The organism is Desulfovibrio desulfuricans DSM 642 (assembly GCF_000420465.1).
GTDB classification, from domain to species: Bacteria; Desulfobacterota; Desulfovibrionia; order Desulfovibrionales; family Desulfovibrionaceae; genus Desulfovibrio; species Desulfovibrio desulfuricans.
Map to the genome: position 1 here is coordinate 270,374 of NZ_ATUZ01000011.1, position 26,080 is coordinate 296,453.

The window sequence follows — 26,080 nt, forward strand, 5'->3', positions numbered from 1 at the left end:
GGATTTCTTTCAAGCTGCGCGGCAAGGAGAATATATGCAGATTATGTCCATAGCCGTAGTGGGCGGCGGCCTCGCCGGGTGCGAATGCGCCCTGCATCTGGCCCGCGCTGGTCACTCCGTAACCCTGTTTGAACAAAAGCCGGGCCACAGGTCGGCTGCCCATATCAGCGAGCATCTGGCCGAGCTTGTATGCTCCAACTCCCTGCGGTCAGATGAACTCACATCCGGCGTGGGCCTGCTCAAGGCCGAAATGCGCGCCCTGGGCAGTGATTTTATGGAACTGGCCGATGCCCACCGCGTGCCCGCTGGCAAGGCTCTGGCTGTTGACCGCGAGGCTTTTGCCCGCGCCATGACCGAACGAGTGGCGGCGCAGGCCAATATTACGCTTGTGGAACATCAGGCTGCATCGCTGGATGACCCGGTGCTCGCGCCCTTTACGGGCGAGGGCAGGGCAGTTGTGCTGGCTGCCGGGCCCATGGCCTCCGAGGGCCTTTCCGCCTCACTGGCAGAAGCAGTGGGCGCAACCCACTGCTATTTTTATGATGCCATCGCGCCCATTGTGTGGACGCACTCCCTTAATATGGATGTGGTGTTCCGCGCCTCCCGCTATGGTCAGGAAAACGGCGAGGCCGATGGTGAGGGCGACTATCTCAACTGCCCCATGAGCCGCGACGAATACGATGTTTTTTATGCGGCCCTGCTGGAAGCGCAAAAAGTCTCTGCCCACGAATTTGAGCAGGAAAAGCATTTTGAAGGCTGCATGCCTGTGGAGGCTTTGGCCGAGCGCGGCCCCCGCACCCTGACCTTCGGCCCCCTCAAACCTGTAGGATTTGTGGACCCGCGTACAGGGCGCAGACCCTGGGCCATTCTGCAACTGCGGGCAGAAAAGGCCAACAGCGAAACCTGCAACCTTGTGGGCTGCCAGACCAAACTGACCCAGGGCGAGCAGGTGCGCGTGTTCCGGCTGGTGCCGGGCATGGAAAATGCGGAGTTTGCGCGCTTTGGCAGCATGCACCGCAATACCTATGTGAACGCGCCTGATGTGCTGGCCCCGGATTTGTCGCTGCGGGCGCGGCCCGGCGTGTACTTGGCCGGGCAGATCACAGGGGTGGAGGGCTATGTGGAATCAGCCGCCAGCGGCCTGTGGCTGGCCCTGCTGCTCAATGCCCGCGCACGTGGTCTGGAACTGCCGCATCCGCCGGTGGAAAGCGCCCTCGGCGGGCTGCTCAATCATCTGCGCACGCCGGTAAAGCATTTTCAGCCCTCCAACGCGCACTTCGGCCTTGTGCCGGAACTGGGCGAAAGGGCGCGCAAAAAAGATCGCAAAGCCCTGTATTCCACCCGCGCGCAGGAAACATTCGGCGAATGGATTGCGGCGCAGCGCGAGGCAGGCGCTATTTAAGATGCTTGCAGAGGCTCGCGTTTTTTGTAATGATATTTGATGCACGTGGTTGCAATGATTTCTCCGGCTGCACACACGCAGGCACATGGCGCATCTATCAGGGTTTCAGAGATAAATTGCGGCAATGTGTCAAAAAAGTGTTGACGGCGGCATGGGGAGTAGCTATATAACCGCTTGCCTCATGTAGGAGCGTAGCTCAGGTGGCTAGAGCACTTCCTTGACACGGAAGGGGTCAACAGTTCAAGTCTGTTCGTTCCTACCAAATGACTCTTCGGGGATAGTTCCCCTAAACGGCGGAAGGCCTTGGCCCCGCCCATAGCACAGGTCGCTTGATGCGACCCGAAGACCGGATTCGGCGCAGTGGGGAGGTTTACCTCCCCACTTTGTTTTATGTGCCTCCGGGTTTTTTGTAAGGAGCTTTTCATGGAAGTCCGTGTGGAAGGGCAGATGGTGGAAGCCGGTGACTCCGTTGCTTCTGTCCTGCAAAAAGCCTTGAGCGGCAAAAAGTTCAAGGCGGCTGTGGCCGCGCGCGCCGATAATGGCGCTCTGCTGGATCTTTCCGCACCCCTGCCTGCCGGCTGCGCCGAGCTTACGCCCGTGTACGCCGACTCGCCCGAGGGGCTGCAGATGATCCGCCATTCCACCGCCCACGTCATGGCGGCGGCGGTCAAGCGTCTCTTCCCCACTGCCAAGGTCACTATTGGCCCCTCCATCGACACCGGATTTTACTACGACTTTGACGTGGAAAAGCCCTTTTCCAGCGAAGATTTCCCCGCTATCGAAGCGGAAATGCAGCGTATTGCCGATGCGCGCGAACCCTTCACCTGCAAGGTGTTGCCCAAGGCGGAAGCTGTTGAAGTATTCCGCAATATGGGCGAAGCCTACAAGGTTGAGCTGATTGAAAGCATCGATGCCGACACTGTGTCGCTCTATACCTGCGGTGATTTTACGGATCTGTGCCGTGGCCCCCACGTGCCGCACACGGGTTTTGCCAAAGCGGCAAAACTCATGAGCGTGGCCGGGGCCTATTGGCGCGGTGATGAAAAGAACCGCATGCTTTCGCGCATTTACGGTACTGCCTTTGCCGACCAGAAGGCTTTGGACGCCTACCTGAAGCAGCTTGAAGAAGCCAAGCGCCGCGACCACCGCAAGCTTGGGCGCGATCTGAAACTCTTCACCTTCAAGGAAGATGTGGCCCCCGGCATGGTCTTCTGGTTGCCCAGAGGCATGATGGTGCGTACCATTCTTGAAGACTTCTGGCGGCGCGAGCATCTCAAGCGCGGGTACGAAATCGTGCAGGGGCCGCAGTTGCTGCGCGTGGAAACGTGGCAGAAATCCGGCCACTACGACCACTACCGTGAGAATATGTATTTTACGCAGATCGAGGAAGACGCCTACGGCGTCAAGCCCATGAACTGCATCTCGCATATGCTCATTTACGGCAACGAGTTGCACAGCTACCGCGATCTGCCCCAGCGCTATTTTGAACTGGGCGTGGTGCACCGCCACGAAAAGAGCGGCGTGCTGCACGGGCTGTTGCGCGTGCGCCAGTTCACGCAGGACGATGCGCATATCCTGTGCGCGCCCGAGCAGCTTGAGGGCGAAATTCTTGAGGTCATCCATCTTATCCGCGACCTCATGAATCTCTTCGGCTTCCAGTACAAGGTTGCCGTTTCCACCCGGCCCGAGAGCAGCATCGGCACCGATGAAGCGTGGGAGCTTGCCACCAACGCGCTCACCAAGGCTGTGGAAAAGGCCGGACTGCCCTACGAGATCAATGAGGGCGACGGCGCGTTTTACGGCCCCAAAATTGACGTGCGACTGCTTGACTGCATTGGCCGTGAATGGCAATGCTCAACGATACAGGTTGATTTTACCCTGCCGGAGCGTTTTGACCTCACCTATGTGGGGCAGGACGGCGAAAAGCACCGCCCGGTCATGGTGCACCGGGCTATCATGGGGTCGCTTGAGCGGTTCATCGGCATTCTCGTTGAGAACTTTGCCGGTGCACTGCCCACATGGCTTGCGCCCGAGCAGGCCCGTCTGCTTACCGTGACGGAAGCGGGCGATGAAGCCACCCTCAAAATGTGCGAAGAACTCAAGGCGATGGGCATTCGCGCCACCGCCGATACCCGCAACGAGAAACTGGGCTTCAAGGTGCGCGAGGCGCAACTGGCCAAGGTTCCGTATATTCTGGTGGTGGGGGAAAAAGAAGTGCAGGCGGGCGGCGCCAATGTGCGCCTGCGCAATGGGGACAATATGGGGCTCAAATCCGTAGCGGAAATCGCCGCGCTGATCCGGACGGATGCCGAAGAGCCTTTCAAACAAGGAGGGATGCGCTATAGCTTCGCCTAATATGAGATTCCGTCGCGACATGCCGCAGGACGGCGTGCGTCGCAACGAGATGATCCGCGCCCGTGAAGTGCGCGTGATCGCCGCCGATGGCGAGCAGCTTGGAATTCTGCAACGCAACGATGCTATTGACCGGGCCAAAGAAGCCGGCATGGATCTTGTGGAAGTGGCTTCCACTTCTGAACCGCCCGTTTGTCGCATAATGGACTACGGCAAGTTCAAGTACGAACAGCAGAAAAAGAAGCAGGAAGCCAAAAAGCGGCAGGCCGTGGTGCAGATTAAGGAAATCAAGGTTCGTCCCAAAACCGATGACCATGATTACGAAACCAAGGTCCGCCACATTCGCCGTTTTCTTGAAGAGGGTGACCGCTGTAAGATTACGGTGTTTTTCAGGGGCCGCGAAATTGTGCATAAAGATCGCGGCATGGCCATTCTTGAACGGGTTGTGCAAGACCTTGCCGATATCGCCAAGGTTGATCAGGAAGCCCGCGCCGAAGGCCGCACCTTGCAGATGATGCTGGTGCCCAAAAAGCAGTCGTAGACCGTCTGTGCGGGGGATGTGAATTTCCCCTTGCGTGGTTCGGTGCTTTGGGGCATTATGCCCTTCCCTCGGTGCGCCCGTAAAACGGCGTCCGAGTGTATACGTTTTTAAGGAGTACGCCATGCCCAAGATCAAAACCCGGCGTTCCGCCGCCAAGCGTTTTTCGCAGACCGGCAGCGGCAAGTTCAAGCGTCGCCGCCAGAACTTGCGCCACATCCTGACCAAGAAGGCCGCCAGCCGCAAAATGCGTTTGGGTCAGTCCACCCTGGTGGATCAGACCAATGAAAAGGCTGTGCGCCGGATGCTGCCCAACGGCTAATTTGCTTGTCTTTTTGCTTGCTGACTGCGGCAGCCTACGCGGGCGCGCCTCGGTCACATAGACAGCTATGCTCCGCTTCGGCGCGCCGCTTGGCTTTCTTGTCCGCAAGTAAAAATCCTGCGCAAATTGCAGCGTGAGCTGCAGTGCAAAAGGCAAATTCTGACGGGAAAAAGTAATTCAGCGCGATGCTACGGCATCGGCGGCGCATGCGGAGCCGCGACTGACGTTCAATCCGCGTCTCTCATTCGAGAGCCTGAAGTTTTTTACGCTCCCCAACGGGCATTCCTCCGCCTAGTTGGGAGAAGGAGGCAACGCATATGCGTGTGAAGAGAGGTCTTGCAAGTCATCGTCGTCATAAAAAATATTTGAACGCAGCCAAGGGTTTTCGTGGTGGTCGCAGCCGTCTGTACCGCACCGCGCGCGAGGCTGTGGAACGCTCGATGCAGTATTCCTATGTGGGCCGCAAGCTGAGGAAACGCGATTTCCGCACTCTGTGGATTCTCCGCATCAACGCCGGCGCGCGTCTGAGCGGTCTTTCCTACAGCCGTTTCATGCACGGCCTCAAGCTGGCTGGCATTGAACTGAACCGCAAGGTTCTGGCTGACCTTGCCGTGTATCACAAGGACGACTTCGCCAAGATTGTCGATCTGGCCAAGGCCGCTCTGAATTAAGAGCGGTGCTCCCCGCGCCGGAGGGAGACCTCCTGGCAGCGACGCCTGCGGCTTTTAAAGCGCAGCGCGGCTTGCGGGAGCGGGGCCTTGCATGGTATAAGGCGCGGGCGGTGCACAAGCGCCGTCTGCGCCTTGATTTTTTGTATCGCCGGGGATTGCCCGGCGGGCAGGGCGAATTCATGCCGTGAGGATGCGCAGATCGCAGAAATGGCAGGATGTTCCGCAGGGCAGGGCCGTCAGGCCAAGCCGCAAGCGGCTGCCGTCATTCCCGTTTTTCTGCGTCTCCCTTAACAAAAAGCCGCGCCGCGCGGCATTGGGATATCCGCTATGGATCTGATTTCTGCACTGGAAAGCCTGGTTCCCGAACTTGAAAAAGGTCTGGGCCAGGCTTCTTCGTTGGATGCCCTTGAGGCTTTGCGCGTGGATGTTCTGGGCCGCAAGGGCCGCATAGCCCAGATCATGGCCCAGTTGCCCTCGTTGGCCCCGGCAGAGCGCCCCGCCGTGGGCCAGACTGCCAACAGCGTCAAAGAACGCTGCAACGCCCTGTTTGAAGCCCGCAAGGCCGTTCTTGAGGCCGGGCGCGAGGCCGAAGCCCTGCGCCGTTTCGATCCTTCCGTTCCTGGTCGCGCGCCCTGGCGCGGCAGCCTGCATCCCACCACCTTGGTGACGGAAGAAATCTGCCAGATTTTTCAGGGGCTGGGCTTTGACGTGGCTTCCGGTCCGGAAGTGGAAATCGACTACTACAATTTTGAAGCCCTGAACATGCCGCCCGAGCACCCGGCCCGCGACATGCAGGATACCCTGTATGTCACCGAAAAGGTGCTCATGCGTACGCACACCTCGCCCGTGCAGGCCCGCACCATGCTGGCGCGCAAGCCTCCTCTGGCCGTCATTGCCCCCGGCAAGGTGTACCGGCGCGACAGCGACCTCACCCATACCCCCATGTTCCATCAGATCGAAGGCCTCATGGTGGGCGAGGGCATCAGCATGGCCCATCTGCGCGGCACGCTCACAGCCTTTGTGCGCGCTGTTTTTGGCGCTGAAACCCAGGTGCGTTTCCGCCCCAGCTTCTTCCCCTTTACCGAGCCTTCGGCAGAAGTGGACATCTCCTGCTGCATGTGCGGCGGCAAGGGCCACATTGGCGATGCGCCCTGCCGCGTGTGCAAAACCACGGGCTGGGTTGAAATCCTTGGTTGCGGCATGGTCGATCCTGCCGTGTTTGAAGCCGTGGGCTATCCTGCGGACGTCAGCGGCTTTGCCTTTGGCATGGGCGTGGAACGCGTGACCATGCTCAAGTACGGCATTGGCGATCTGCGGATGTTTTTTGAAAACGACGTGCGCTTCCTTGGCCAGTTTGCCCGGTAGGACACTATGCCCAGCGTCATGAGCCCTATAGATTGCAGCAATGCCCGCATGCGCGCAGGCCGCCTCACGGCCCTGCCCGTGTGTCTTGTATTGCTGGGCCTGTTGGCGGCGGCATCCCTGTTGCCCGGCAGCCCGTGCTGGCTGACGGCGGATGAAGCTCAGGCCGCCTCAGCCTATACCCCGCGCCATTCGGGCATGGATGCCCCGGGCGAACCCAAGCGCATCGAGACCTTGCCCAGCAAGAACGCAGGGCGCACGGCAGAGGGCGGCATGGGCTATACGGACGCTTACGGCAACACCATTGACGACCGCCAGCCGGAAGAAAAACCCGCTCCCAAGCGCCCCAGACCCGGGGCCTACGGTGTGGGCGCGGGCCAGAGCGAGCGCTACGAGCGCCCACTGCCCGATCCGCAAAATCAGACTCCTGCCTGGAGTTTCAAATAACCACGCCAAGGCGCGGAAACAGGACGAACTATGCTGCTCTCACTTTCATGGCTGCGTGAATTTACTCCGTATGAAGGAACGGCTGAGGCGCTGGGCGACCGCCTGACCATGCTCGGCCTTGAGCTGGAAGACATCAGCCGGCCCTACGATGCCATAAGCTCCATTGTGGTGGGGCATGTGGTTTCGTGCGACAATCATCCGGAATCCGACCATCTGCACGTCTGCAAGGTGGACGCAGGGCAGGGCGAGCTGCTTGATATCGTTTGCGGCGCACCCAACGTTGCTGCAGGCCAGAAAGTGCCTGTGGCCCTGGTGGGCACCAAGATGCCCGACGGCATGGTGATCAAAAAGGCCAAGCTGCGCGGAGCGCCTTCTTTTGGCATGATCTGCTCCGAGCGCGAACTGGGCCTGACCGAAGACCACACCGGCATTATGGTGCTGCCCGGAAGCTTTGTGGTGGGCAAACCTCTGGTGGAGCAGCTCGAGCTTGACCGCGAAGTGCTGGATATTTCCATCACGCCCAACCGTGCCGACTGCCTTTCGGTTCTTGGCCTTGCGCGCGAAACCGCCCTGGCCTGCAACCTGCCGCTCTCCATCCCCGAACTGCCGCTGGAGCTGGACTCCGGCGCAGAAGTGCTGGTGCCCATTGATATTGACGATCCCGAGCTCTGCTGGCTGTATTCCGGCCGCGTCATCACGGGCGTCAAGATCGGGCCTTCGCCCATGCGCCTGCGTCACCGCCTGCATGCCGTGGGTGTGCGCCCCATTTCCAATATCGTGGACGTGACCAACTATATTCTGTTTGAATACGGTCAGCCCTTGCACTCCTTTGACATGGACAAGCTGGAAGGCGGCCGCATCGTGGTGCGCCGCGCGCAGGAAGGCGATACCTTCACTACCCTTGACGGGCAGGAACGCGCGCTTACCGCAGCCGACCTCTGCATCCGCGACGGCGCTCGCGCCGTGGCTCTTGCTGGCGTTATGGGCGGCCTGAACAGCGAAATTTCCGATACCAGCACCAATGTGTTTCTGGAAAGCGCGGTCTTCAAGCCCGCCACCATCCGCAAAACATCGCGCCGTCTGGGCCTCTCGTCCGAAGCGTCCTACCGCTTTGAGCGCGGCATCGACCAGCAGCGCACCGTGTGGGCGCTTGATCGCGCCTGCGCCATGATGGCCGCCGTCAGCGGCGGGCGCGTGCAGCGCGGCCTTTCCATCAACGAACCCCGTCCCTTCAAGGCGGCCAGCATTGAATTCCGCCCGGCGCGGGCCGATTCCCTGCTGGGTGTGCAGCTTGGCGCGGACTTTGACGAAAAGGTGCTCACCGGCATGGGCTGCAATGTGGACAAGGGCGAAAGCAGCCCCGTGTGGCGCGTCAGCCAGCCCTCCTGGCGGCCCGACCTCACCCGTGAAGCTGATCTGATCGAAGAAGTGGGCCGCGTGCACGGGCTGGATACCATTGCCCCCGTGCTGCCCGCCATTGCCCGCAACCTCGACCGCGCAGGCGAGCCGGAATCGCGCTACGGATTCTGGTCGCGCCTCAAGCACTGGGGCGCTGGCCTTGGCCTCAACGAAGCCGTGAACTACAGCTTTGTGGGCCACAAGGACATGGATCACCTTGCCATGCCGCGCGAGGGCCGCATTTCCATCATGAACCCGCTCTCGGCGGAGCAGGATGCCCTGCGCACCGCCCTGGCCCCCGGCCTCATGTATGATCTGCGCAACAACCTCGCCCAGGGAGCGCAGGGTCTGCGGCTGTTTGAACTTGCCAATATTTTTGAAGCTGACGCCGCTTCTGAAACCACCGCCCGCGAAACGGGCATGCTGGGCGTGCTCCTGTACGGCGCGCGCTACGACACGGCCTGGCCTCAGGCTGAGGGCGACATGGATTATGCCGACCTCAAGGGCGTGGTGGAAAACCTGCTGCACTATCTGCATCTTGGGGTGCCCAGCTATGAACTGGCTCAGGAGCATGCCTTCTTGCTGCCCTGCGTGAACGTCTTTGTGAATGGCCGCGCCGTGGGCTTCATGGGTCGGGTCAAGCCCGCCATGGCCGACGAATATCACGCCCGCAAGGACGTGTGGCTGGCTGAAATGAACCTCGACATCCTGCGCGAACTGCACGATGCCGCTACGGTGCGCTTTGCGCCCCTGCCGGTGTATCCGCCGGTGCGGCGCGACATTACCGTGACCACCGGGCCGGGCCTCAAGGTGGCCGACATCACTGCTCACGTGCAGGGGCTCAAACTGGCCCTGCTGGACGACGTGGCCCTGGTGGACTGCTTTGAACCCAAGACGGAGCAGGGCGGGGAGCCCGTGCGCAACCTGACCTTCCGGCTCACCTTCCGCCATGCGGAGCGTACTCTCAAGGATACGGAAGTGGACAAGGAGCGGGAGAAGGTGGCACAGTCGCTTGTAAGCGCTCTGGGCGTGAAAATTTAACACAGTGTGCGCAGGCCCGGCTTTTTCGGGCCTGCGCAATTCCGGCACATTTTCAGAGAGTGTCAGGAGGGGTATGACATGTCGGACCACACGCCCGACAATACCTACCGCATAGGTGAGGTCGCAGAACTGCTCGACCTCAAAACCCATGTGTTGCGCTTCTGGGAAACGGAGTTTCCCCAGTTGGCGCCGCTGCGCACCGGTAAGGGGCAGCGCCTGTACACGGAAGAAAACGTGGCCCTCTTGCGGCGTATCCGGCAGTTGCTGCACGAGCAGGGCATGACCATTGAAGGCGCGCGCCGCGTACTTGCGGGCAGCGCCGTGGTGGATGAAAGCCTGCCCGAACGCGTGGCCGCGGTGCCGGACCCGGATTTTATGCGCATGCTCCAGCGGGAGCTGATCGCGCTGCGCCGCCTGCTCAGCGAAAAATAGGCTGCGGCCTGCTGGCGCAACAAAATATTTCAGGGAAGGGACGCGGGGGAGGCGACCCTTTCTGTTGGTGGCCCTCCCCCGCAAACACGCTCACCCCGATATAATCATGATCTTATCGCCCTCATTGCTGTCTGCCGATTTTGCCCGTCTGGCCGAAGAGCTTGGCGCCCTTGAGGCTGCCGGAGTCACCTGGCTGCATCTGGACGTGATGGACGGGGCTTTTGTGCCCAACATCACCTTTGGTCCCCCGCTGATAAAGGCTCTACGGTCTGTCAGCGGGCTTTTTTTTGACGTGCACCTCATGGTGAATGATCCGGCCCGCTATATTGCCGACTTCCACAAGGCCGGGGCAGACATGCTGGTCATCCACGCCGAGGCCGACAAACACCCGCAGCGCACGCTCACGGCCATCCGGGCCATGGGCTGCAAGGCGGGGCTTGCCCTCAACCCCGGCACGGATGTGAATGCTGCCCGCTGGCTGGCGGCGGATATGGACATGCTGCTGCTCATGAGCGTGAACCCCGGTTTTTCGGGTCAGGCATTCATCCCCGCCACGTTCGACAAAATCCGCGCCGCCCGGCAGATGCTTGACGCCAACGGCGGGGCAGAGGCGCTCATCCAGATCGACGGCGGCGTATGCCCCGAAAACACGGCCCAGCTTGTGGACGCCGGGGCGGAAGTCCTTGTGTCCGGCTCGGCCTTTTTTGGCCACAAACCTTACGACAAACGGCTTGCCGCCTTTATGGCTCCGCTTGCGGGCAGAATGCCCCGCCATGCGGAAGATGCCCTGAGACGCCGCGCCGCCAACCATATCACGCAAAAGTAGAGGAAAGAGTCATGCCCACCCGCAGACAGTGCGCCAATGCCATCCGCGCCCTTGCCATGGACGCCATTGAAAAAGCCCGCTCCGGTCACCCCGGCGCACCTCTGGGTATGGCCGACATGGCCGAAGCCCTGTGGCGTCATGGTTTCAAGCACAATCCGAGCAACCCCCGCTGGTTTGACCGCGACCGCTTTGTGCTTTCCAACGGCCATGCCTCCATGCTGCTCTACGCCTTGCTGCACCTCACGGGCTATGATCTGCCCATGGAGGAACTGCGCAATTTCCGCCAGTGGGGAGCCAAAACCGCAGGGCACCCCGAATACGAGCCTGATCTGGGTATTGAAATGACCACTGGCCCGCTGGGGCAGGGTATTTCTTCCGCCGTGGGCATGGCGCTGGCCGAAAGCATGCTGGCCGCCCGCTACAACACTCCCGAGCACACGGTTGTGGATCACCACACCTATGTGTTCACGGGCGACGGCTGCCTCATGGAAGGCGTTTCGCACGAGGCCTGCTCCCTGGCTGGCACCTGGGGCCTCGGCAAGCTCATAGCCCTTTACGACTCCAACGGTATTTCCATTGACGGCAAGATTGACGGCTGGTTCAACGAAGACGTGGCGGCCCGCTTCCGCGCTTACCACTGGCAGGTCATCGGCCCCATCAACGGGCATGACGCCGCCTCGCTGGACGCCGCCATTGCCGAGGCCAAGGCCGATCACAGCCGTCCCAGCCTGATCATCTGCCGCACCCACATTGGTTTTGGTTCCCCCAAGGCCGATTCCGCATCCTGCCACGGTTCGCCCCTTGGCGATGATGGCATTGCCGCAACCCGCGCGGCTCTGGGCTGGACCGAAGAACCCTTTACAGTGCCGCAGGACCTGTATTCCGCATGGGACGCGCGTGAAAAGGGCAAGGCTGCCGAGGCCGCCTGGGAGCATACCTATGCCGCCTACGCCAAGGCCAATCCCGAGCTTGCCGCAGAATTTACCCGCCGTATGCGCGGCGAGCTGCCCGAGGACTGGGCCGCCATTGCGCGCGGCATGATTGAAGAAGCCGTGAGCAAGGCCGAAACCACGGCAACGCGCGTGGCCTCCAAGAAAACCCTTGAATGCCTTGTGCCCCGCCTGCCAGAACTTGTGGGCGGCTCCGCCGACCTCACCGGCTCCGTGGGCACGCTGACCAGCTCTTCCGAGCACATGGACGTGCAGACCCACAAGGGCAACTATGTTTCCTACGGCGTGCGTGAATTCGGCATGAGCGCCATCATGAACGGTTTTGCCCTGCACGGTGGGTTCATCCCCTACGCGGGCACGTTCATGTCCTTTGCCGATCAGGCCAAGAACGCCCTGCGACTGGCTGCCATCATGGGCATCCGCGCCGTGTGGGTGCTGACGCACGACTCCATCGGCGTGGGCGAAGACGGCCCCACGCATCAGCCTGTGGAACAGCTCGGCATGCTGCGCCTCATGCCCAATTTCAATCTGTGGCGTCCCTGCGACACGGTGGAAACCGCCGTGGCCTGGCGCAGCGCCCTTGAAAGCCTCCATACGCCCACCGGTCTTTCGCTCTCGCGCCAGAACCTGCCTTTCTGCCAGCGCGACGCCGCCCAGGTGGAAGCCATTGCGCGCGGCGGCTATGTGCTTCGCGACTGCGAAGGTACACCCGAGATCATCCTTATCGCCACTGGTTCGGAAGTGTCGCTTGCCCTTGAAGCCGCTGACCAGCTGACCGCCGATGGCCGCAAGGCCCGCGTGGTCTCCATGCCCTGCGCTGAGATTTTTGACGCGCAGGACGCGGCCTACAAGGAAAGCGTGCTGCCCCGTGGCGTGCGCGCCCGCATTGCCATTGAAGCCGCCGCTGCGGATTACTGGCGCAAGTATGTGGGTCTGGACGGCGCGGTGGTCGGCATGGAGCGCTTTGGCGCTTCCGCCCCTGCCAAGATCGTTTTTGAGCGTCTGGGCTTTACCGTGGCGCATGTGCTGGAAGTGGCGGAAGGCCTTTTCCGGCAGCTTGGGAAGTAACTGGTCGACAGAACGAAGCAAATCCTCTTACAGGGAGAACGCATATGCCCATCAAGAAAATGCAGGATCTGGACCTGACCGGCAAAACCGTTGTGATTCGCGAAGACCTGAACGTGCCCATGAAGGACGGACAGGTATCCAACGACAAGCGCATCCGCGCTTCGCTGCCCACCATTACCACGGCCCTTGAAAAAGGCGCAGGCGTGGTGCTGCTTTCGCATCTGGGCCGCCCCACGGAAGGGCAGTATGAAGAGCAGTTCTCCCTTAAGCCCGTGGCCGCCCGCCTCTCCGAGCTGCTGGGCAAGCCTGTTGCCCTCGTTGCCACGCTGGAAGAAGCCAAGGCGGCTCCCGGTGCGGTGACCCTGCTTGAGAACGTACGTTTTCTCAAGGGCGAGAAAAAGAATGACCCCGCCCTGGCCGCGCAGCTTGCCGCCCTGGGTGATGTATATGTGATGGACGCCTTTGGGGCGGCCCATCGCGCGCATGCCTCCACCGAGGGCACGGTGCGCGTTGCCAAGGTTGCCTGCGCCGGGCCGTTGCTTCAGGCGGAGCTGGATGCCTTTGCCAAGGTGCTGAACAATCCCGCCCGCCCGCTTGCTGCCATCATCGGCGGTTCCAAGGTGTCCACCAAGCTGGCCCTGCTGGAAAATCTGCTGGAAAAAGTGGATGTGCTCATTGTGGGCGGCGGCATTGCCAATACCTTCCTTGCGGCTGCCGGATACATGGTCGGCAAGTCGCTGTACGAGGAAGATCTGGTGCCGGAGGCCAAGCGCATTATGGAGCAGGCCAAGAACCTGAACAGGGATCTGCCCCTGCCCGTGGATGTTGTGACCGCCGAGGAACTGGCTCCCGGTCAGGCGGCTACAACCCGCGCCGTGGGCGACGTGCCCGCCGACCAGATGATTCTGGACGTTGGCCGCGACACGATCGGGCAGTACAAAAAACTGCTGTCCAAGGTTGCCACTGTGGTGTGGAACGGCCCTGTGGGCGCGTTTGAAACCGATCCCTTTGGCGAAGGCACCAAGGCACTGGCGCACTATCTTGCTGATTCCAAGGCCTTTGTGGTGGTGGGCGGCGGTGATTCCGTGGCTGCGGTGGAAAAGTACGGCCTGTCCGAAAAAATGGGCTATATCTCCACCGGCGGCGGCGCATCGCTGGAACTGCTGGAAGGCAAGGTGTTGCCCTCCGTGGCAGCGCTGGAAGACAGAGGCTAGGGCCTTTAGCACTATGGCTCTTTTGCCCTCTGCCTGCGTCAGGAAGCCTTTTTATTTCGGTCGAGTACCGAAGGGAGTACACTCCCTTCATAAAAAAACTTCCTTCCTTGGCAGAGAACAAAATTTTTCATAGTTTTAACAGGCTGTTGTAACATGCCGCTTTGCGGCAGCGTTCATAGCTGATTCAGGCCCCCGGATCTCAGGATTCGGGGGCTTTTTGCGTGCGGCGCTCAGGTCTGAGGGCGCAGATTTTTAAAAAACGGCAATTGCATGATGAAGTCGCAAAACTGCCGCAGCACCGGGCTGGAGGCGGCTGTTTTAAGTACTGTACGCACCTGCGGCAGGGGCGGCAGAGCGCACGTGCCGTCAAGGATGACAAAGCGTCCGTCCATATCCCAATCGGGCAGAGCGGTTATGCCAAAACCCGCCAGCACCGAACTGCACAGGCTTTCGTACGAGGCGCTCACATAGGCAAAATCGTAGCTTCTGCCTGCGGCATTGAGGGTTTCCAGCGTGGCGGCGCGCCATGGGCTGCCTTCGCTGTAGGTGGCCAGAGGCACCGGCATGGTCGGCGCAAGCTCAATGTGCCCGCCGCTGGCCCAGTGCAGGGGCTGCTGCGCCAGTACCTCGAATATGCCCTCGGGCGCGTGGCTGCTGTCAAAGCGGTATTGGTTGATCAGGGCCACATCCAGACTGCCGTCCGCCAGCATGCGGTCAATGTCCGCAGACATGGCCGAAATAACGCCGATCTGAAGGTCAGGGTTCAGGGCCAGCAGGCGGGCCACGGCTGCCTGCAATTCCACCGTGCTGAAACTTGGCGGAATCCCCACCGTAATGCGCCCCCGCAATTCAGGTTGCCGGGCTGCGCGCAGCACCGCGTCAAAGCGCAGCAGAATATCTTCCAGTTCCGGCAGCAGGCGTTGCCCCACCGTGGTGAGGCCAAAGGTGTGCCCGTTGCCCCTCTCCACCAAAGTGCAGTTGAGGTGCGCCTCCAGCCTTTTGACAGATTGCGTCACCGCCGACTGGCTGCGGCAAAGCTGCTCCCCGGCTTTCTGAAAGCTGCGGCTGTGGGCCACGGCAATAAAAGCCCGCATATGTTCAAGGGTAATGCTGCGCGTGTCTGCCGGGAGTTTCATAACACTGACCGCCTTAAAATAAGATGAACTGATTTGTTCATGATAAAAATAAATTTTACAAATTATCAAGCCCCCGCCTACTGTGGACGCAAGTATATTGCTGCAAGGGGTAGGGGTGAAAAATGGAAAAAACAGCAAGTGTGGAAAGGCCGTTGGAAGCGCACGGGCCAGGATTGGGACACGGGAGCACGGCAAACTCGGCCCAAAAGCGTCTGAACTGGCGGCACGTGGCTGTGGGCGTGTGCTTCAGCATTATCTGGAGCTCGGCCTTTGTGGCGGGCAAGATTGTGGTGACGGAAATGGGGCCATTCGTAAGCCTGTTTTACCGGTTTGTGGGCACCGTTTTTGTGCTTGGCCTTTTGTGCGGCAAAAGCCTGTGGGGGCCGCAGGCGGGCAGGGCGCTGCGGGCGGGATTTGTGCTCGGCCTGCTGAACAACGTGGCCTATCTGGGGCTGAGTTTCTCCGCCCTGCACCTGGTCTCGCCGCCCTGGGTTGTGGTCATTGTGTCCTGCTCGCCCTTTGCCACCCTTATGCTTGGCGTTGCGCGCGGGCTGGAATCGTTTAGCGCGGCAAAGCTGCTGGGCTTTGGCCTGTCGCTGGCTGGCATTGTGCTCATGGTGGGCGTGGGCAAGCTTGAGGGCGGGGCCGTTCAGGGTCTGCTGCTGGCTGCCGGGGCAACCGTGGCTTTTTCCGTAGGTGCGGTGCTCTTTCGCGGCAGATACAGCAATATGCCGCTGCTGCCCGTCAATTTCTGGATGTCAGTCTGCGCCATGCTCTGTTTTGCCCCAGCGGCCATGCAGAGCAGTGTGACGCCGCTTGCGGTTTCCATTCCGGCCCTGCTGGCACTTGGCTGGCTTGCTGTGGTGAGCTTGCTGGGCATGGCCCTGTGGCTGCTGCTCATCCGCACGCAAGGGGCATCCACTGCGGCTGCGTATAACATGCTCAATCCCCTGAGCGGGCTGGCCCTTTCGGCACTGTTGCTGGGCGTCCCCATCCTGCCCGCCGATGTGGCGGGGGCTGCCGCCATTGTGGCGGGCCTTGTCGTGGCTTTGGGCGTGAGGCTGCCAAAGCGCTAGTTTTTTCAATCCGTGGCATGCTTGTTTTTTCACAAGCGGCGCGTATGGTAGAACTGAAAGCGTATTTCAGGTTGTGCGCATTCCAAACCAGGAGGAAACTCATGAGCAAATTGCGGATTGCCCAGTATGGTTGCGGAAAAATGTCCAAGTATTCCATGCGATACGTGTACGAAAAAGGCGCGGAAATCGTAGCTGCCTTTGACGTGAACCCCGCAGTGATCGGCCGGGATATCAGTGCCATCATTGGCGGGCCGGAGCGGGGCGTTGTGGTGCACCACGCGGACGAGGCCAACAAGGTGCTGGCCGCGCTCAAGCCCGATGCCTGCATCATCACCACCATGAGCCTCATGCGCGATATCGTGGATGCCCTCATGGTCTGCGCCAGAAACGGCGTCAACGCCATCACCACCAATGAGGAAGCCATCTTCCCCATGAATTCTTCGCCCGCCATCACACGCGAGGTGGACGCCATGGCGAAAAAGACGGGCTGCACGGTTTGCGGTTCCGGCTATCAGGATGTGTTCTGGGGCAATCTGATCGCCACTCTGGCCGGGGCCATGCATACCATCAACAAGATCAAGGGCAGCTCTAGCTACAATGTGGAAGACTACGGCATCGCCCTTGCCAAGGTTCACGGCGCGGGGCTTGACCTGACCTCCTTTGAAAAGGAAATAGCCTCGGCGGACGCCATTTCGCCCGCCGAACGCCAGCAGTTGATCGAGCGCGGCGAGTTTTTGCCCTCCTATATGTGGAACGTCAACGGCTGGCTGGCGGAGCGTCTGGGCCTTACCGTCAAAAGCCAGGTGCAGAAGTGCGTGCCCCAGACCCACAGCGCCGAGTTGCGCTCTGAAACGCTGGGCATGACCATCCCTGCCGGGCACGCCACGGGCATGTCTGCCGTGGTGACCACGGAAACGGCGGAGGGCATCGTCATCGAGAGCGAATGCGTGGGCAAGGTTTACGCCCCCGGCGAGGTTGACCGCAACGACTGGACGCTCATGGGTGAGCCGGATACGCAGGTGGTCATTACCCGCCCCGCCACGGTGGAACTGACCTGCGCCACCATTGTCAACCGCATACCCGACCTTATCAACGCCGCGCCGGGCTACGTGACCACCGACCTTATGCCGGTCAACAGCTACAGGGTAAAGCCGCTGGATCATTACGTGCACAAGTAGTTTCTACATCCCCCCTGGCCGCCTTGTGGCGGCATGTCCGCCGTATCAGCAAAAGTTGGTGCGGCGGATTCTTTATGGTGTTGACATTTTTGCGTACAGGATTATGCTCATTTGAGCAAAAATAACGAGTAAGGGAGTAGCCATGAAAGTAGCCGTTTCAAGCGAAGGGCCGGGGCTGGAATCGCAGGTTGACCCGCGGTTCGGCAGGGCTGGCGGATTTGTGATCGTGGATATGGACACCATGCAGGCAGATTATGTGGACAACGGCGCATCGCAGGCGGCGGCTCAGGGCGCTGGCATCCAGACTGCGGAGCGGCTGGCTGGTATGGGTGTAAAGGCCGTCATGAGCGGCTATGTGGGCCCCAAGGCTTTTACGGCCCTCAAGGCGGCGGGGCTGGACGTGTATCAGGATATGGACAACCGCAGCGTGGGCGAAGCCGTGCGCTGCCTTGCCGATGGCTCGGTCAGCCCGGCCACGGCTCCCAACAAGTAGGCCCGTATGCGTATTGTGATTGCCAGCGGCAAGGGCGGCGCGGGAAAGACCACCGTGACCGCCTGCCTTGCCGGACTGTGGGAGCGCGATCTGCTGCTCGTGGATGCGGACGTGGAAGCGCCCAATCTGCACCTTTTGCTGCACCCGAACCTCGCGGAGCCGGAACCGGTATATCTTGAAGTGCCGGAACTGGTGGAGGAAAAATGCACGGGCTGCGGCGCATGCCGCCCCATGTGTTCCTACGGGGCCATTGCCATGATGGGCGCAAAACCCATGTATTTTCAGGATATGTGCCACGGCTGCGGCGGCTGTTTTGAGGTGTGCCCGGAACAGGCGCTGCGCGTGGCGCAGCGGGAGCTTGGTGCCTTGTTGCTGGGTTCTGTATCCGCTGGCGGCAAAACAATGCCCTTCCTCATGGGCCGCACCCGCGTGGGAGAGGCCATGACTCCGCCGCTCCTGCGCGCGCAGGAACGCAAGCTGGCAGAATTGCTTGCGGGGCATCCGGCTGACGTGCTCATGGACGCCCCCCCCGGCGTGAGTTGTCCGGCCATGACGGCAGCGCGCGGCGCGGATGCCGTGTTGCTGGTGGCGGAACCAACCCCCTTCGGCTTTTATGATTTCAAGCTGGCGCACGCGGCCTTTGCGCAGTTGGGGCGGCCCGTTGCCGTGGTGATGAACCGCGTGGGCATGGAAGGCAACGCCGATTGCGAGGATGAGCTGCGCGCATGGTGCGCGGGCGCAAGACTGTCCATACTGGCAGAACTGCCCTTCCAGCGCGAGGCCGCTCACGCCTACGCCCACGGCTTGCCGCCCACGGAAGCGCAGTGCGCGACCGGGCAGGAATGGCGGCAGCGCTTTGCAAAACTTGCTGGCAGCATGCGGGAGTTTGCCAAGGGGGCCAGACATGCGTGAGATAGTTGTTATCAGCGGCAAGGGCGGTACGGGAAAAACCACCGTCTGCGCCGCATTTGCCGCGCTGGCCCACGCGCAGGGGCAAAAGGCCGTACTCTGCGACCTGGATGTGGACGTGCCGGACATGCACATTCTGCTGAACCCGCAGGTGCAGCAGGAGGAAGTTTTTATTTCCGGCAATACGGCCCGCATCAATCCTGATCTGTGCACCGCCTGCGGGCGTTGCGCCGAGCTGTGCCGCTTTGATGCGGTGCGGCTTGAAAATGGCCTGTACTCCATAGACGAACTGGGCTGCGAGGGCTGCGGCGTGTGCCACAAACTTTGCCCGGCGCACGCTGTGGAATTTCCCGAACGGCGCTGTGGCGTGTGGTATGTCAGCAACACCCGTTTTGGCCCCTTTGTACATGCGCAGCTTGACCCTGGGCAGGAAAATTCGGGTCGTCTTGTGGCCCTGCTCAAGCGTCAGGCCCGGGACAAGGCAACCCAAATGGGCGCAGACCTTGTGCTGTGCGATGGCTCGCCGGGTGTGGGCTGCCCTGTGATCAGCTCCCTCTCCGGTGCGGCGCTGGCCGTGGCCGTGGTCGAGCCAACGCCTTCAGGGCGGCATGACTTTGCCCGTGTGGCGGAGCTGTGCGCGCATTTCCGTATTCCCGTGGCGGTGCTCATCAACAAGGCCGACCTGAACGCGGATGAGGTGGCCCGCATACACGCCCTGGCCGATGAGGGTGGGCATCATGTGGTGGGCGAGCTGCCCTTCAGCCCGCTGGTCACGCAGGCCATGGTGCGGCGGCAGGCCCTGACCGAAGAAATTTCAACCCTTACCAAACCCCTGGCCGAAACTCTGGCAGCAGCCTGGGAGCGCGTGTGCTCTCTGGCATCGCAACCGGGGCGGCAGGGCGACATAAAACACCTGTAAAAGGAAAGCATCATGAGCAAGACTATTCTGGCAATTCCTTCTCAAATGCCCGGCGGCATGGATTCCGGCATGGGTATGCATTTTGGACATTGCGACATTTACACCATCGTAGAGCTGGAAAACGGTCAGGTTGCCGCCCAGTCCACCCTTGAATCCGTCCCGCACCAGCAGGGCGGGTGCATGGCTCCTGTGCAGTATCTGGCCTCCCACGGCGTCAATGCGCTTCTGGCTGGCGGCATGGGCATGCGCCCCCTCATGGGCTTCAACCAGATGGGCATCAGCGTGTATTTTGCAGGCAACCAGCCCACCGTGGGCATGGCCGTGCAGGCATTTTGCCAGGGCAAACTGACGGAATTCACCCCCGAGCATACCTGCGGCGGCGGGCATTAAACCGTTATGAAACGCTCCATTCTGTTGCAGACAGGGCGGCCCGCAGTTTTTGTCGCCTTTGTGGAGGAGCTTGAGCGTCAGGGCTGCGCCGTAACAACAGTTGCCGATGCAGAAGCCTGCAAAAAAAGCGTCCAGGGGCAGGCCCCAGCGCTGGTGGTGCTGGATTCCGCTTCGCAGGATCAGGCGAAGCAGGATGTCATCGACATCATGCGCGTGAATGCACTGGTGCATACGGCGGTTGTCAGCGAAATGCCCGAGGATGTCTTTCATGACGTCATGGAAGGTCTGGGCATTCTTGCCTCGCTGCCGACCACGCCCACAGCGGACGATGCGCGCCGTATGACGCGCCTGCTGACGGAGCTTCAGGCCTGATAGAATGATAGCCGCCATGCGCGGCAGGCTTTACTGTTCCCGCAAACCATTGTCCGTACCCTTGGTTTGCACGGCGCCTTGGGCGCGCGCTGCCTGCGCGCAAGCAGCCTCCGGCCCACGGGAAGCATGGCCGGGCCTGAACCGGGTTTACCCCTCCCGGTATTGGCCCGGCCATGCGCAGAGCGGCAGATGTGCACGGCCACGGCTTGCGCCACTTGCGCGAGGCGTGGCATTGGCTTATTCTCAAATAAAACCATATTACTGGGAAATTATGCCAAGACCTTGCCATTGCAGGCGCGTGAGCGCCCTGCCAAAAAACAGATGTTTCAAGCCCAACGGTATTCCCCTGCACGAACTTGAAGAGGTTGTGCTGTCGCTGGATGGCCTGGAAGCCCTGCGGCTGGCCGACTTTGAAGACCTGAATATGGATGCCGCCGCAGCCCGTATGGGTGTTTCGCGGCATACCTTTGGCAGGCTTTTGCGGCGCGCGCGGCGTAGTGTGGCTCAAGCTCTTGTGCAGGGGCAGGCCCTGCGCATTGAGGGCGGGGTGTGCGCTGTGGATGCAACTGCCGAGGGGGCGGAAAGCGAGGATGCCATGCCGGGCGGGCTGGTGGTGGCTGTGCCAAGCATTGCCCCCGGCGGGCCGGATGCTGCGCCCAACGCGCATTTTGGCCGATGTCAGTTCTATACCCTTGCCAGGGTGGAGGACGGCAAGATTGGGGAGGTCAGCATTCAGCCCAATCCCATGCATCAGGGTGGGGATTGCACCGGGCCGGTGCAGGCCCTTCTACGTCTTGGAGTTGGCGCACTGCTTGCGGGCGGCATGGGCATGCGGCCCCTGCGGGCTTTGCAGGAGGCGGGTATAGCCGTGTATTACAATGCCAATCTGCCCACCGTAGCCGACTGTCTTAACGCCTTTGCTGCGGGAAGGCTTGTTCCTTTCGGCCCTGGGCATCTTTGCCAAGGCGGTTGCGCTTCTGAACGGTAGAGCAGAGCAGGTCGCGGCAAAGGCCCGCAATTCCCGACCGTTCAGAAAGCGCCCTTGGTGATAACCCGGCGGAAAGCCGCCGGGAACAACGTCAATCTGCTCTAAAACGCGTAAAGAAAGCCCCCGCTCAACGAATATTTGTTGTTGCGTTCAACCATGGGGCTGTCAGTTATTTCCTGTCCCAAAAACTGGCTTTTTCCACTCACAAAAGCGCTCCAGCTTTCTGTAAGGCCGACCCTTAGCGTCAGTTCCGCATAAGGCGAGAGTGCTGATTCCGGCGAGTAGTGGCTCAGCCCGCTGGCTCGTGCCTCGCTCTTGCTCACGCCGTAATAATAGTCGTTGTAATTCACGTCGGTCCACTGCACACCAGCCGTGGGAATAAGCGACATATTGGCAAAACGGATGGGGTAGGAATAGGAGGCATCGGCCATCACGCCCTTGTTCACGCCCAGCGCATCGGTGGAAAGGGTGGCTGCCAGCACGCCAAGTTCGGTGCGCAAGCGGTAGTTGATGCCGGCCATGGCCGATGCATAGCGGTCATCAAGCTTTTTCATGCCCGAGTTGTCGCTCCATGAGGCATAAAAATGCTGCGGCAGATACGAAAGTTGCACGTTGACTTCATGGTATTCGTTCTTGAACAGGTGCACGCCGCCGCTCAATCCGCGCAAATACAGATGCTCGCCTTCATATCCCAGCAAGGGCAGGGCCGTGCCCAGCCTTTCCACGCCCTTGTATTCCGAGGTGGAAACAGTGCCGCCAATGCCGAGGTTGAATCCCCATCGGTTGCTGTCGCTCTTGCCTTCTTCCGCAATAGCAGAAAAAGCCGTTAAAAGAAGAATGGTTAATGTCGCCAGATACGACAATCCCCGTATTTTCATGAACCCTCCCGCGCAATAAAGCCATTGCACTTTTCATGGAAAATCTGTAATCAATTGATTACTCAAAAATAGCCTCATGAAACCAACTGTGTCAAGTCGCAGCAACCATAGGGGATAGCAATGGCTCCTGAACGTAAAACGGCCACGGGCCCGCAGCGCAAACGCAATGCCGCAGAAACCAGAAACCGTCTTTTGCAGGCGGCGCGAAGGCTCTTTGCCAAAGCCAACTACGGCAACGTCGGGATACGGGAAATCGGCGCGGCGGCAGGGGTAAACCCGGCACTCATCAGCCGCTATTTTGGCTCAAAAAGGAATCTTTTTCTTGAAGTGGCGTCCATTCTGAATTCAGAAGGCATTGAGGCCCTGCCTGATGTGCCGCCCATGGAAAAAACCAGTATGGCCATGGGCAGCATTCTTTCTGGCGGAGCGCAGAGTGCATGGGCCACAGATTTTCGCATCACGGCCCTTTCTGCACTGGATCCCAATGTTTCGGACGTGATGGCAAAAACGTACGACAACATCCGTCAGCAGATCATGGCGGTGCTGCCCGGTGAACAGGCTGCAACACGGGCAGAACTGATACTGGCGCAGATCATGGGGGCGTCAATGGTCGTTAATCTGCTGCGGGGAGCGGATTCGCCCAGGATCGACATTGAGTACATGAATAAATTTTATGCAAAGCAACTGGCGGAACTGTTCGCGTGCGAACCCGCTGACTGAAGCTGCGCCAGCTCCGCGATTTTTGATCGGGCGGTGATGCGGCAACTTGAAGCTTAATAGCGCCCGTCGTGGAAGCCTCGTTCTGCGGCGGCGCGTTCGGCAGCATCGGCCAGGGGTGCGGGTACAATGGCCTTGCCAATGGGGCAGAGGGCCAGCGCCGCCAGTTTGACGTGCTGCCACGCAAAAGGAATGCCGATTATGGTCACCGCGCACATGACGGCAGAAACCAGATGCCCCAGGGCAATCCACACGCCAGCCAGCAAAAGCCATATGATGTTGCCCACCGTGCCCCACGGGCCGGTGCCCACATCCTGCCTGCCGGTGAGCACATCGCGCGCAACGGGCATTTTGCCAAAGGGAAAAAAGGCGAAATTGCCCATGACAAAGCATGCCCTGCCCCAGGGAATGCCCACGATGGAAATAAAGCAGAGCACTCCGTATATCCACCACACAAGGCCCATGAGAATGCCGCCGCACAAAAACCAGATGGCGTTTCCAAGGCAACTTATGGCGCTGGTCATGATATCCTCCTGAAGTGGGCCGTGCGGTATACTTGCGACCATTGACGGCTGATTATGTCAACGCAATGCGAAAAAGAAAAGCAGTTTGAAACGAAAGGGCCGCCCGTTGATGCCGGGCGGCCCTTTATAATCTGGGCTAGAGCAGATAAATAATGGTCATGCTCTAGAAATTGATGATGACCTGTTCCTGGCCGTCATCCTTGGAGCGGCGGGCTATCTCGCCGATGCACCATGCCCGCAGCTTGAAGGCCTGAATGCGATTGATCGCTTCTTCGGCCTGATCGGCGGGCACCACCAGCACATAGCCGATGCCGCCGTTGAATATTTGCAGAATTTCCGGCCAGCTGAGGTTGCCCGCTTCCTTGAGCCAGTTGAACACGGGGGCCATCTGCCAGCTGCCAAAATGAATGCGCGCTTCCACCTGTGCGGGCAGTACGCGGGGAATATTGTCGTAAAAGCCGCCGCCGGTGATGTGGGCCATGCCCTTGACGTTCATATCGCGCAGCAGGGAGCGCACCGCTTCCACGTAGATGGTGGTGGGTGTCAGCAGCACATCGCCAACGCTGGCTCCATCCCCGCCGGGGAAGGGATCGGTGAGGGAAAGGCCGCTCTGGTCAAGCACCTTGCGGGCCAGGGAAAAGCCGTTGGAGTGCAGGCCCGAGGAGGCAATGCCGATGATCTTGTCGCCCACCTGAATGCCGGAGCCGTCAATGAGCTTGGCATTATCCACAATGCCCACGCAAAAACCGGCAAGGTCATACTCGCCTGGCGCGTACATGTCGGGCATTTCAGCGGTTTCACCGCCAAGCAGGGCGCATCCTGACTGACGGCAGCCCTCGGCCACGCCGCCAATGACGGTCTGGGCGGTTTCTACGTCAAGCTTGCCCGTGGCAAAGTAATCAAGAAAAAACAGAGGGTTGGCACCCTGAACCAGAATGTCGTTGACACTCATGGCCACAAGGTCGATGCCCACAGTATCGTGCCTGTTGCAGGCAAAAGCCAGTTTGAGCTTGGTTCCCACGCCATCGGTGGAAGAAACAAGCACAGGTTCGGTCATGCCGTTGAGGTCAGGCCGGAACAGGCCGCCGAAGCCGCCAATATCGGAAATGACGCCTCTGGTCTGCGTGCTCTGAACCATGCCTTTGATGCGTGAAACAAGAGCGTTTCCCGCCTCAATATCAACGCCTGCCTGAGTGTAGGCTTTTGCGCGGTCGCTGGACATCCGTTGCCTCCTTTGAATCTGCGCTACATACCACAGGTTCTTCCAAACCCCAAGCGACTTTTTGAGGCCCTGCCCGCGAGTTTTTTCATAGACCGGCCCGCCCGCCACTGTTAGAATAAAGCCGGAGGGGTAAGGAGCGTGCCATGCGTAGATATGCCGGATTGTATGTTTTCTGCGCCGTACTGACGTTCGTTTGTTCCGGCGCGTCCCTTGCTGCGGATGGCGCTGCGGAATACCGCGCGCCTGTCTCAGGTGTGAAGCTTGGTCCAGTGCAGGCGATTCCGCCTGCTCAGGCTGAGCCGCCCGCTGCGCCAGACCAGCCCTCTGTAGAGAAACCAGCTGCGGCACAACTGCCTGGCCCGCAGCCAGGCCAACAAGCGGCTGGGCCGTCACCCGCTTTGCAGTCTGCCGCTCCCGGTCAGCCGACCCCTTGGCCCAGTGCAGGGGGCATGGCTCCCTATTCCTCTTTTGGTTCCCTGCCGGGGCCAGCGGAGGCTCCTGCCCCCGCTCCTGCTCCCTCTGCGGCTTCTGTGCCAAATCCTGCGGCCGTGCCGCCACCAGCGCCTGTCCCCGGCTTTGCCCCCGAGTATGCGCCAGGTTATGGGCCTGGCTATGCGCCTTATCCTGCGCCCGCACCTGGCTGGCAGGGACAGGGCGGCAACGTTGTTTCAGGCACAGGGCAGCTCCAGGGTGAAAATTTCAACGACAGGGGCATCGCGACACAGTATCGCGATCCGCAAACTGGCGACATAATCACCTCTGTAGTACCGCCCGCTCCCCCGGAACAGCAGAATTACGGCACCTTTTTTGTGGCTCCGCAGATTTATCCCGATGGCAACCACTGGGGGCCCAATCCGTATGGCCCCATGCCCAAACCCGGTGGCCCTGTGTGGCCGGGGCAGCAGAACATGCCTTCGGTCATCTGGCAGCCCGCGCCGCAGCCAGACCATAACAGGCCTCGCCATGACGACAGGCGGCATGATGACAGGCGTTATGACGATCGGCGCTACGACGACCGACAGTATGATAACCGACGGTATGATGACAGGCCGCACGATGGCCGTTACGATGGCCCGCGCCGCGAGCAGCATGATCCGCGCGATGGTGGCTACAGCGGCCCCAGCAGGCCCCGCGACAACAGCCATGACCAGCGGGGAGACGACAGGTATAACCCGCGCCCCGACAGTCAGGGCGATTCACAGTATGACCCGCGCGGCGCCGACAGGGGCCGTGATGGAAGGGAGAGGCGTTGAGC

26 protein-coding genes and 1 tRNA gene are annotated in these 26,080 nt (G+C 60.5%); 23 read left to right on the forward strand and 4 right to left on the reverse strand.

From position 1 onward, the window contains the following. Nucleotides 1-34: 34 nt before the first annotated feature. From trmFO to G449_RS0102855, 13 genes are all read left to right on the forward strand, one after another. Nucleotides 35-1,402, forward strand: coding sequence for a methylenetetrahydrofolate--tRNA-(uracil(54)-C(5))-methyltransferase (FADH(2)-oxidizing) TrmFO (gene trmFO, locus G449_RS0102790; RefSeq protein WP_022657786.1), 1,368 nt, complete (start codon nt 35-37; stop codon nt 1,400-1,402). 185 nt (nt 1,403-1,587) lie between these two features. Then, nucleotides 1,588-1,664 (forward strand) — tRNA-Val (locus G449_RS0102795). 161 nt (nt 1,665-1,825) lie between these two features. Then, nucleotides 1,826-3,757, forward strand: coding sequence for a threonine--tRNA ligase (thrS, locus tag G449_RS0102800; protein ID WP_022657787.1), 1,932 nt, complete (start codon nt 1,826-1,828; stop codon nt 3,755-3,757). 1 nt (nt 3,758) lies between these two features. Further along, nucleotides 3,759-4,295, forward strand: coding sequence for a translation initiation factor IF-3 (gene infC / locus G449_RS0102805; protein ID WP_022657788.1), 537 nt, complete (start codon nt 3,759-3,761; stop codon nt 4,293-4,295). A 121-nt stretch (nt 4,296-4,416) separates the two neighbouring features. Continuing rightward, nucleotides 4,417-4,614, forward strand: a complete 198-nt coding sequence (gene rpmI / locus G449_RS0102810; RefSeq protein WP_022657789.1) for a 50S ribosomal protein L35 — start codon at nt 4,417-4,419, stop codon at nt 4,612-4,614. A gap of 317 nt (nt 4,615-4,931) precedes the next feature. Beyond that, nucleotides 4,932-5,285, forward strand: coding sequence for a 50S ribosomal protein L20 (gene rplT, locus G449_RS0102815; RefSeq protein ID WP_022657790.1), 354 nt, complete (start codon nt 4,932-4,934; stop codon nt 5,283-5,285). A gap of 327 nt (nt 5,286-5,612) precedes the next feature. Continuing rightward, complete coding sequence (gene pheS / locus G449_RS0102825; protein WP_022657792.1) at nt 5,613-6,650, forward strand: phenylalanine--tRNA ligase subunit alpha; 1,038 nt, start codon at nt 5,613-5,615, stop codon at nt 6,648-6,650. 18 nt (nt 6,651-6,668) lie between these two features. Beyond that, nucleotides 6,669-7,094 carry a translation initiation factor IF-2 gene (locus tag G449_RS15685; RefSeq protein ID WP_159060415.1) on the forward strand — a complete coding sequence of 142 codons (426 nt, stop codon included), beginning with the start codon at nt 6,669-6,671 and terminating at the stop codon, nt 7,092-7,094. Between the two features lie 30 nt (nt 7,095-7,124). Next, complete coding sequence (gene pheT / locus G449_RS0102835) at nt 7,125-9,533, forward strand: phenylalanine--tRNA ligase subunit beta (RefSeq protein ID WP_022657794.1); 2,409 nt, start codon at nt 7,125-7,127, stop codon at nt 9,531-9,533. Between the two features lie 78 nt (nt 9,534-9,611). Then, entirely contained in the window at nt 9,612-9,965 is a 354-nt protein-coding gene (locus tag G449_RS0102840; protein WP_022657795.1) for a MerR family transcriptional regulator, read from the forward strand. Between the two features lie 106 nt (nt 9,966-10,071). Beyond that, nucleotides 10,072-10,791, forward strand: coding sequence for a ribulose-phosphate 3-epimerase (gene rpe / locus G449_RS0102845; RefSeq protein ID WP_027180651.1), 720 nt, complete (start codon nt 10,072-10,074; stop codon nt 10,789-10,791). An 11-nt stretch (nt 10,792-10,802) separates the two neighbouring features. Then, complete coding sequence (gene tkt, locus G449_RS0102850; protein WP_022657797.1) at nt 10,803-12,809, forward strand: transketolase; 2,007 nt, start codon at nt 10,803-10,805, stop codon at nt 12,807-12,809. Nucleotides 12,810-12,853: 44 nt separating this feature from the next. Continuing rightward, nucleotides 12,854-14,023, forward strand: coding sequence for a phosphoglycerate kinase (locus G449_RS0102855; protein ID WP_022657798.1), 1,170 nt, complete (start codon nt 12,854-12,856; stop codon nt 14,021-14,023). 230 nt (nt 14,024-14,253) lie between these two features. Here the strand turns inward: G449_RS0102855 and G449_RS15690 are convergent, their stop codons facing one another. Next, the gene (locus G449_RS15690) at nt 14,254-15,159 is read right to left on the reverse strand and encodes a LysR family transcriptional regulator (protein WP_022657799.1); all 906 of its coding nucleotides are present in this window, start codon (nt 15,157-15,159) and stop codon (nt 14,254-14,256) included. 122 nt (nt 15,160-15,281) lie between these two features. On the opposite strand from G449_RS15690, the gene G449_RS0102865 reads away from it, so the two are divergent. The 8 genes from G449_RS0102865 to G449_RS17625 all read left to right on the forward strand — a co-directional run bounded on the left by G449_RS0102865 (nt 15,282) and on the right by G449_RS17625 (nt 21,484). Further along, on the forward strand, nt 15,282-16,235 hold the full coding sequence (locus tag G449_RS0102865; RefSeq protein ID WP_022657800.1) for a DMT family transporter: 954 nt from the start codon (nt 15,282-15,284) through the stop codon (nt 16,233-16,235). A 101-nt stretch (nt 16,236-16,336) separates the two neighbouring features. Next, nucleotides 16,337-17,413 (forward strand): NAD(P)H-dependent amine dehydrogenase family protein, encoded by a 1,077-nt coding sequence (locus G449_RS0102870; RefSeq protein WP_022657801.1) that lies wholly within the window; start codon nt 16,337-16,339, stop codon nt 17,411-17,413. A gap of 142 nt (nt 17,414-17,555) precedes the next feature. Then, nucleotides 17,556-17,906, forward strand: coding sequence for a NifB/NifX family molybdenum-iron cluster-binding protein (locus tag G449_RS0102875; RefSeq protein WP_022657802.1), 351 nt, complete (start codon nt 17,556-17,558; stop codon nt 17,904-17,906). Nucleotides 17,907-17,912: 6 nt separating this feature from the next. Beyond that, nucleotides 17,913-18,818 carry a nucleotide-binding protein gene (locus G449_RS0102880; RefSeq protein WP_022657804.1) on the forward strand — a complete coding sequence of 302 codons (906 nt, stop codon included), beginning with the start codon at nt 17,913-17,915 and terminating at the stop codon, nt 18,816-18,818. Beyond that, nucleotides 18,811-19,734, forward strand: a complete 924-nt coding sequence (locus G449_RS0102885) for an ATP-binding protein (RefSeq protein WP_022657805.1) — start codon at nt 18,811-18,813, stop codon at nt 19,732-19,734. Before G449_RS0102880 ends, G449_RS0102885 begins: the two co-directional genes overlap by 8 nt. 12 nt (nt 19,735-19,746) lie before the next feature. Then, entirely contained in the window at nt 19,747-20,124 is a 378-nt protein-coding gene (locus G449_RS0102890) for a NifB/NifX family molybdenum-iron cluster-binding protein (RefSeq protein ID WP_022657806.1), read from the forward strand. A 6-nt stretch (nt 20,125-20,130) separates the two neighbouring features. Next, nucleotides 20,131-20,496, forward strand: coding sequence for a response regulator (locus tag G449_RS0102895; protein WP_022657807.1), 366 nt, complete (start codon nt 20,131-20,133; stop codon nt 20,494-20,496). Between the two features lie 271 nt (nt 20,497-20,767). Then, the gene (locus G449_RS17625) at nt 20,768-21,484 is read left to right on the forward strand and encodes a DUF134 domain-containing protein (RefSeq protein ID WP_022657808.1); all 717 of its coding nucleotides are present in this window, start codon (nt 20,768-20,770) and stop codon (nt 21,482-21,484) included. A gap of 101 nt (nt 21,485-21,585) precedes the next feature. On the opposite strand, the gene G449_RS15700 is transcribed toward G449_RS17625, so the two are convergent. Beyond that, entirely contained in the window at nt 21,586-22,362 is a 777-nt protein-coding gene (locus G449_RS15700; protein ID WP_022657809.1) for a MipA/OmpV family protein, read from the reverse strand. 120 nt (nt 22,363-22,482) lie between these two features. On the opposite strand from G449_RS15700, the gene G449_RS17630 reads away from it, so the two are divergent. Further along, a complete protein-coding gene (locus tag G449_RS17630) occupies nt 22,483-23,082 on the forward strand; it encodes a TetR/AcrR family transcriptional regulator (protein WP_022657810.1) in 600 nt (199 codons plus the stop codon). Between the two features lie 53 nt (nt 23,083-23,135). Here the strand turns inward: G449_RS17630 and G449_RS0102915 are convergent, their stop codons facing one another. Both G449_RS0102915 and purM read right to left on the reverse strand, forming a co-directional pair. Next, nucleotides 23,136-23,603 (reverse strand): YccF domain-containing protein, encoded by a 468-nt coding sequence (locus G449_RS0102915; protein ID WP_022657811.1) that lies wholly within the window; start codon nt 23,601-23,603, stop codon nt 23,136-23,138. A gap of 163 nt (nt 23,604-23,766) precedes the next feature. Continuing rightward, entirely contained in the window at nt 23,767-24,825 is a 1,059-nt protein-coding gene (purM, locus tag G449_RS0102920) for a phosphoribosylformylglycinamidine cyclo-ligase (RefSeq protein ID WP_022657812.1), read from the reverse strand. Nucleotides 24,826-25,274: 449 nt separating this feature from the next. Here purM and G449_RS0102925 point away from each other — a divergent pair, with 449 nt between their 5' ends. Continuing rightward, a complete protein-coding gene (locus G449_RS0102925; RefSeq protein WP_022657813.1) occupies nt 25,275-26,078 on the forward strand; it encodes a hypothetical protein in 804 nt (267 codons plus the stop codon). Nucleotides 26,079-26,080 lie beyond the last annotated feature (2 nt).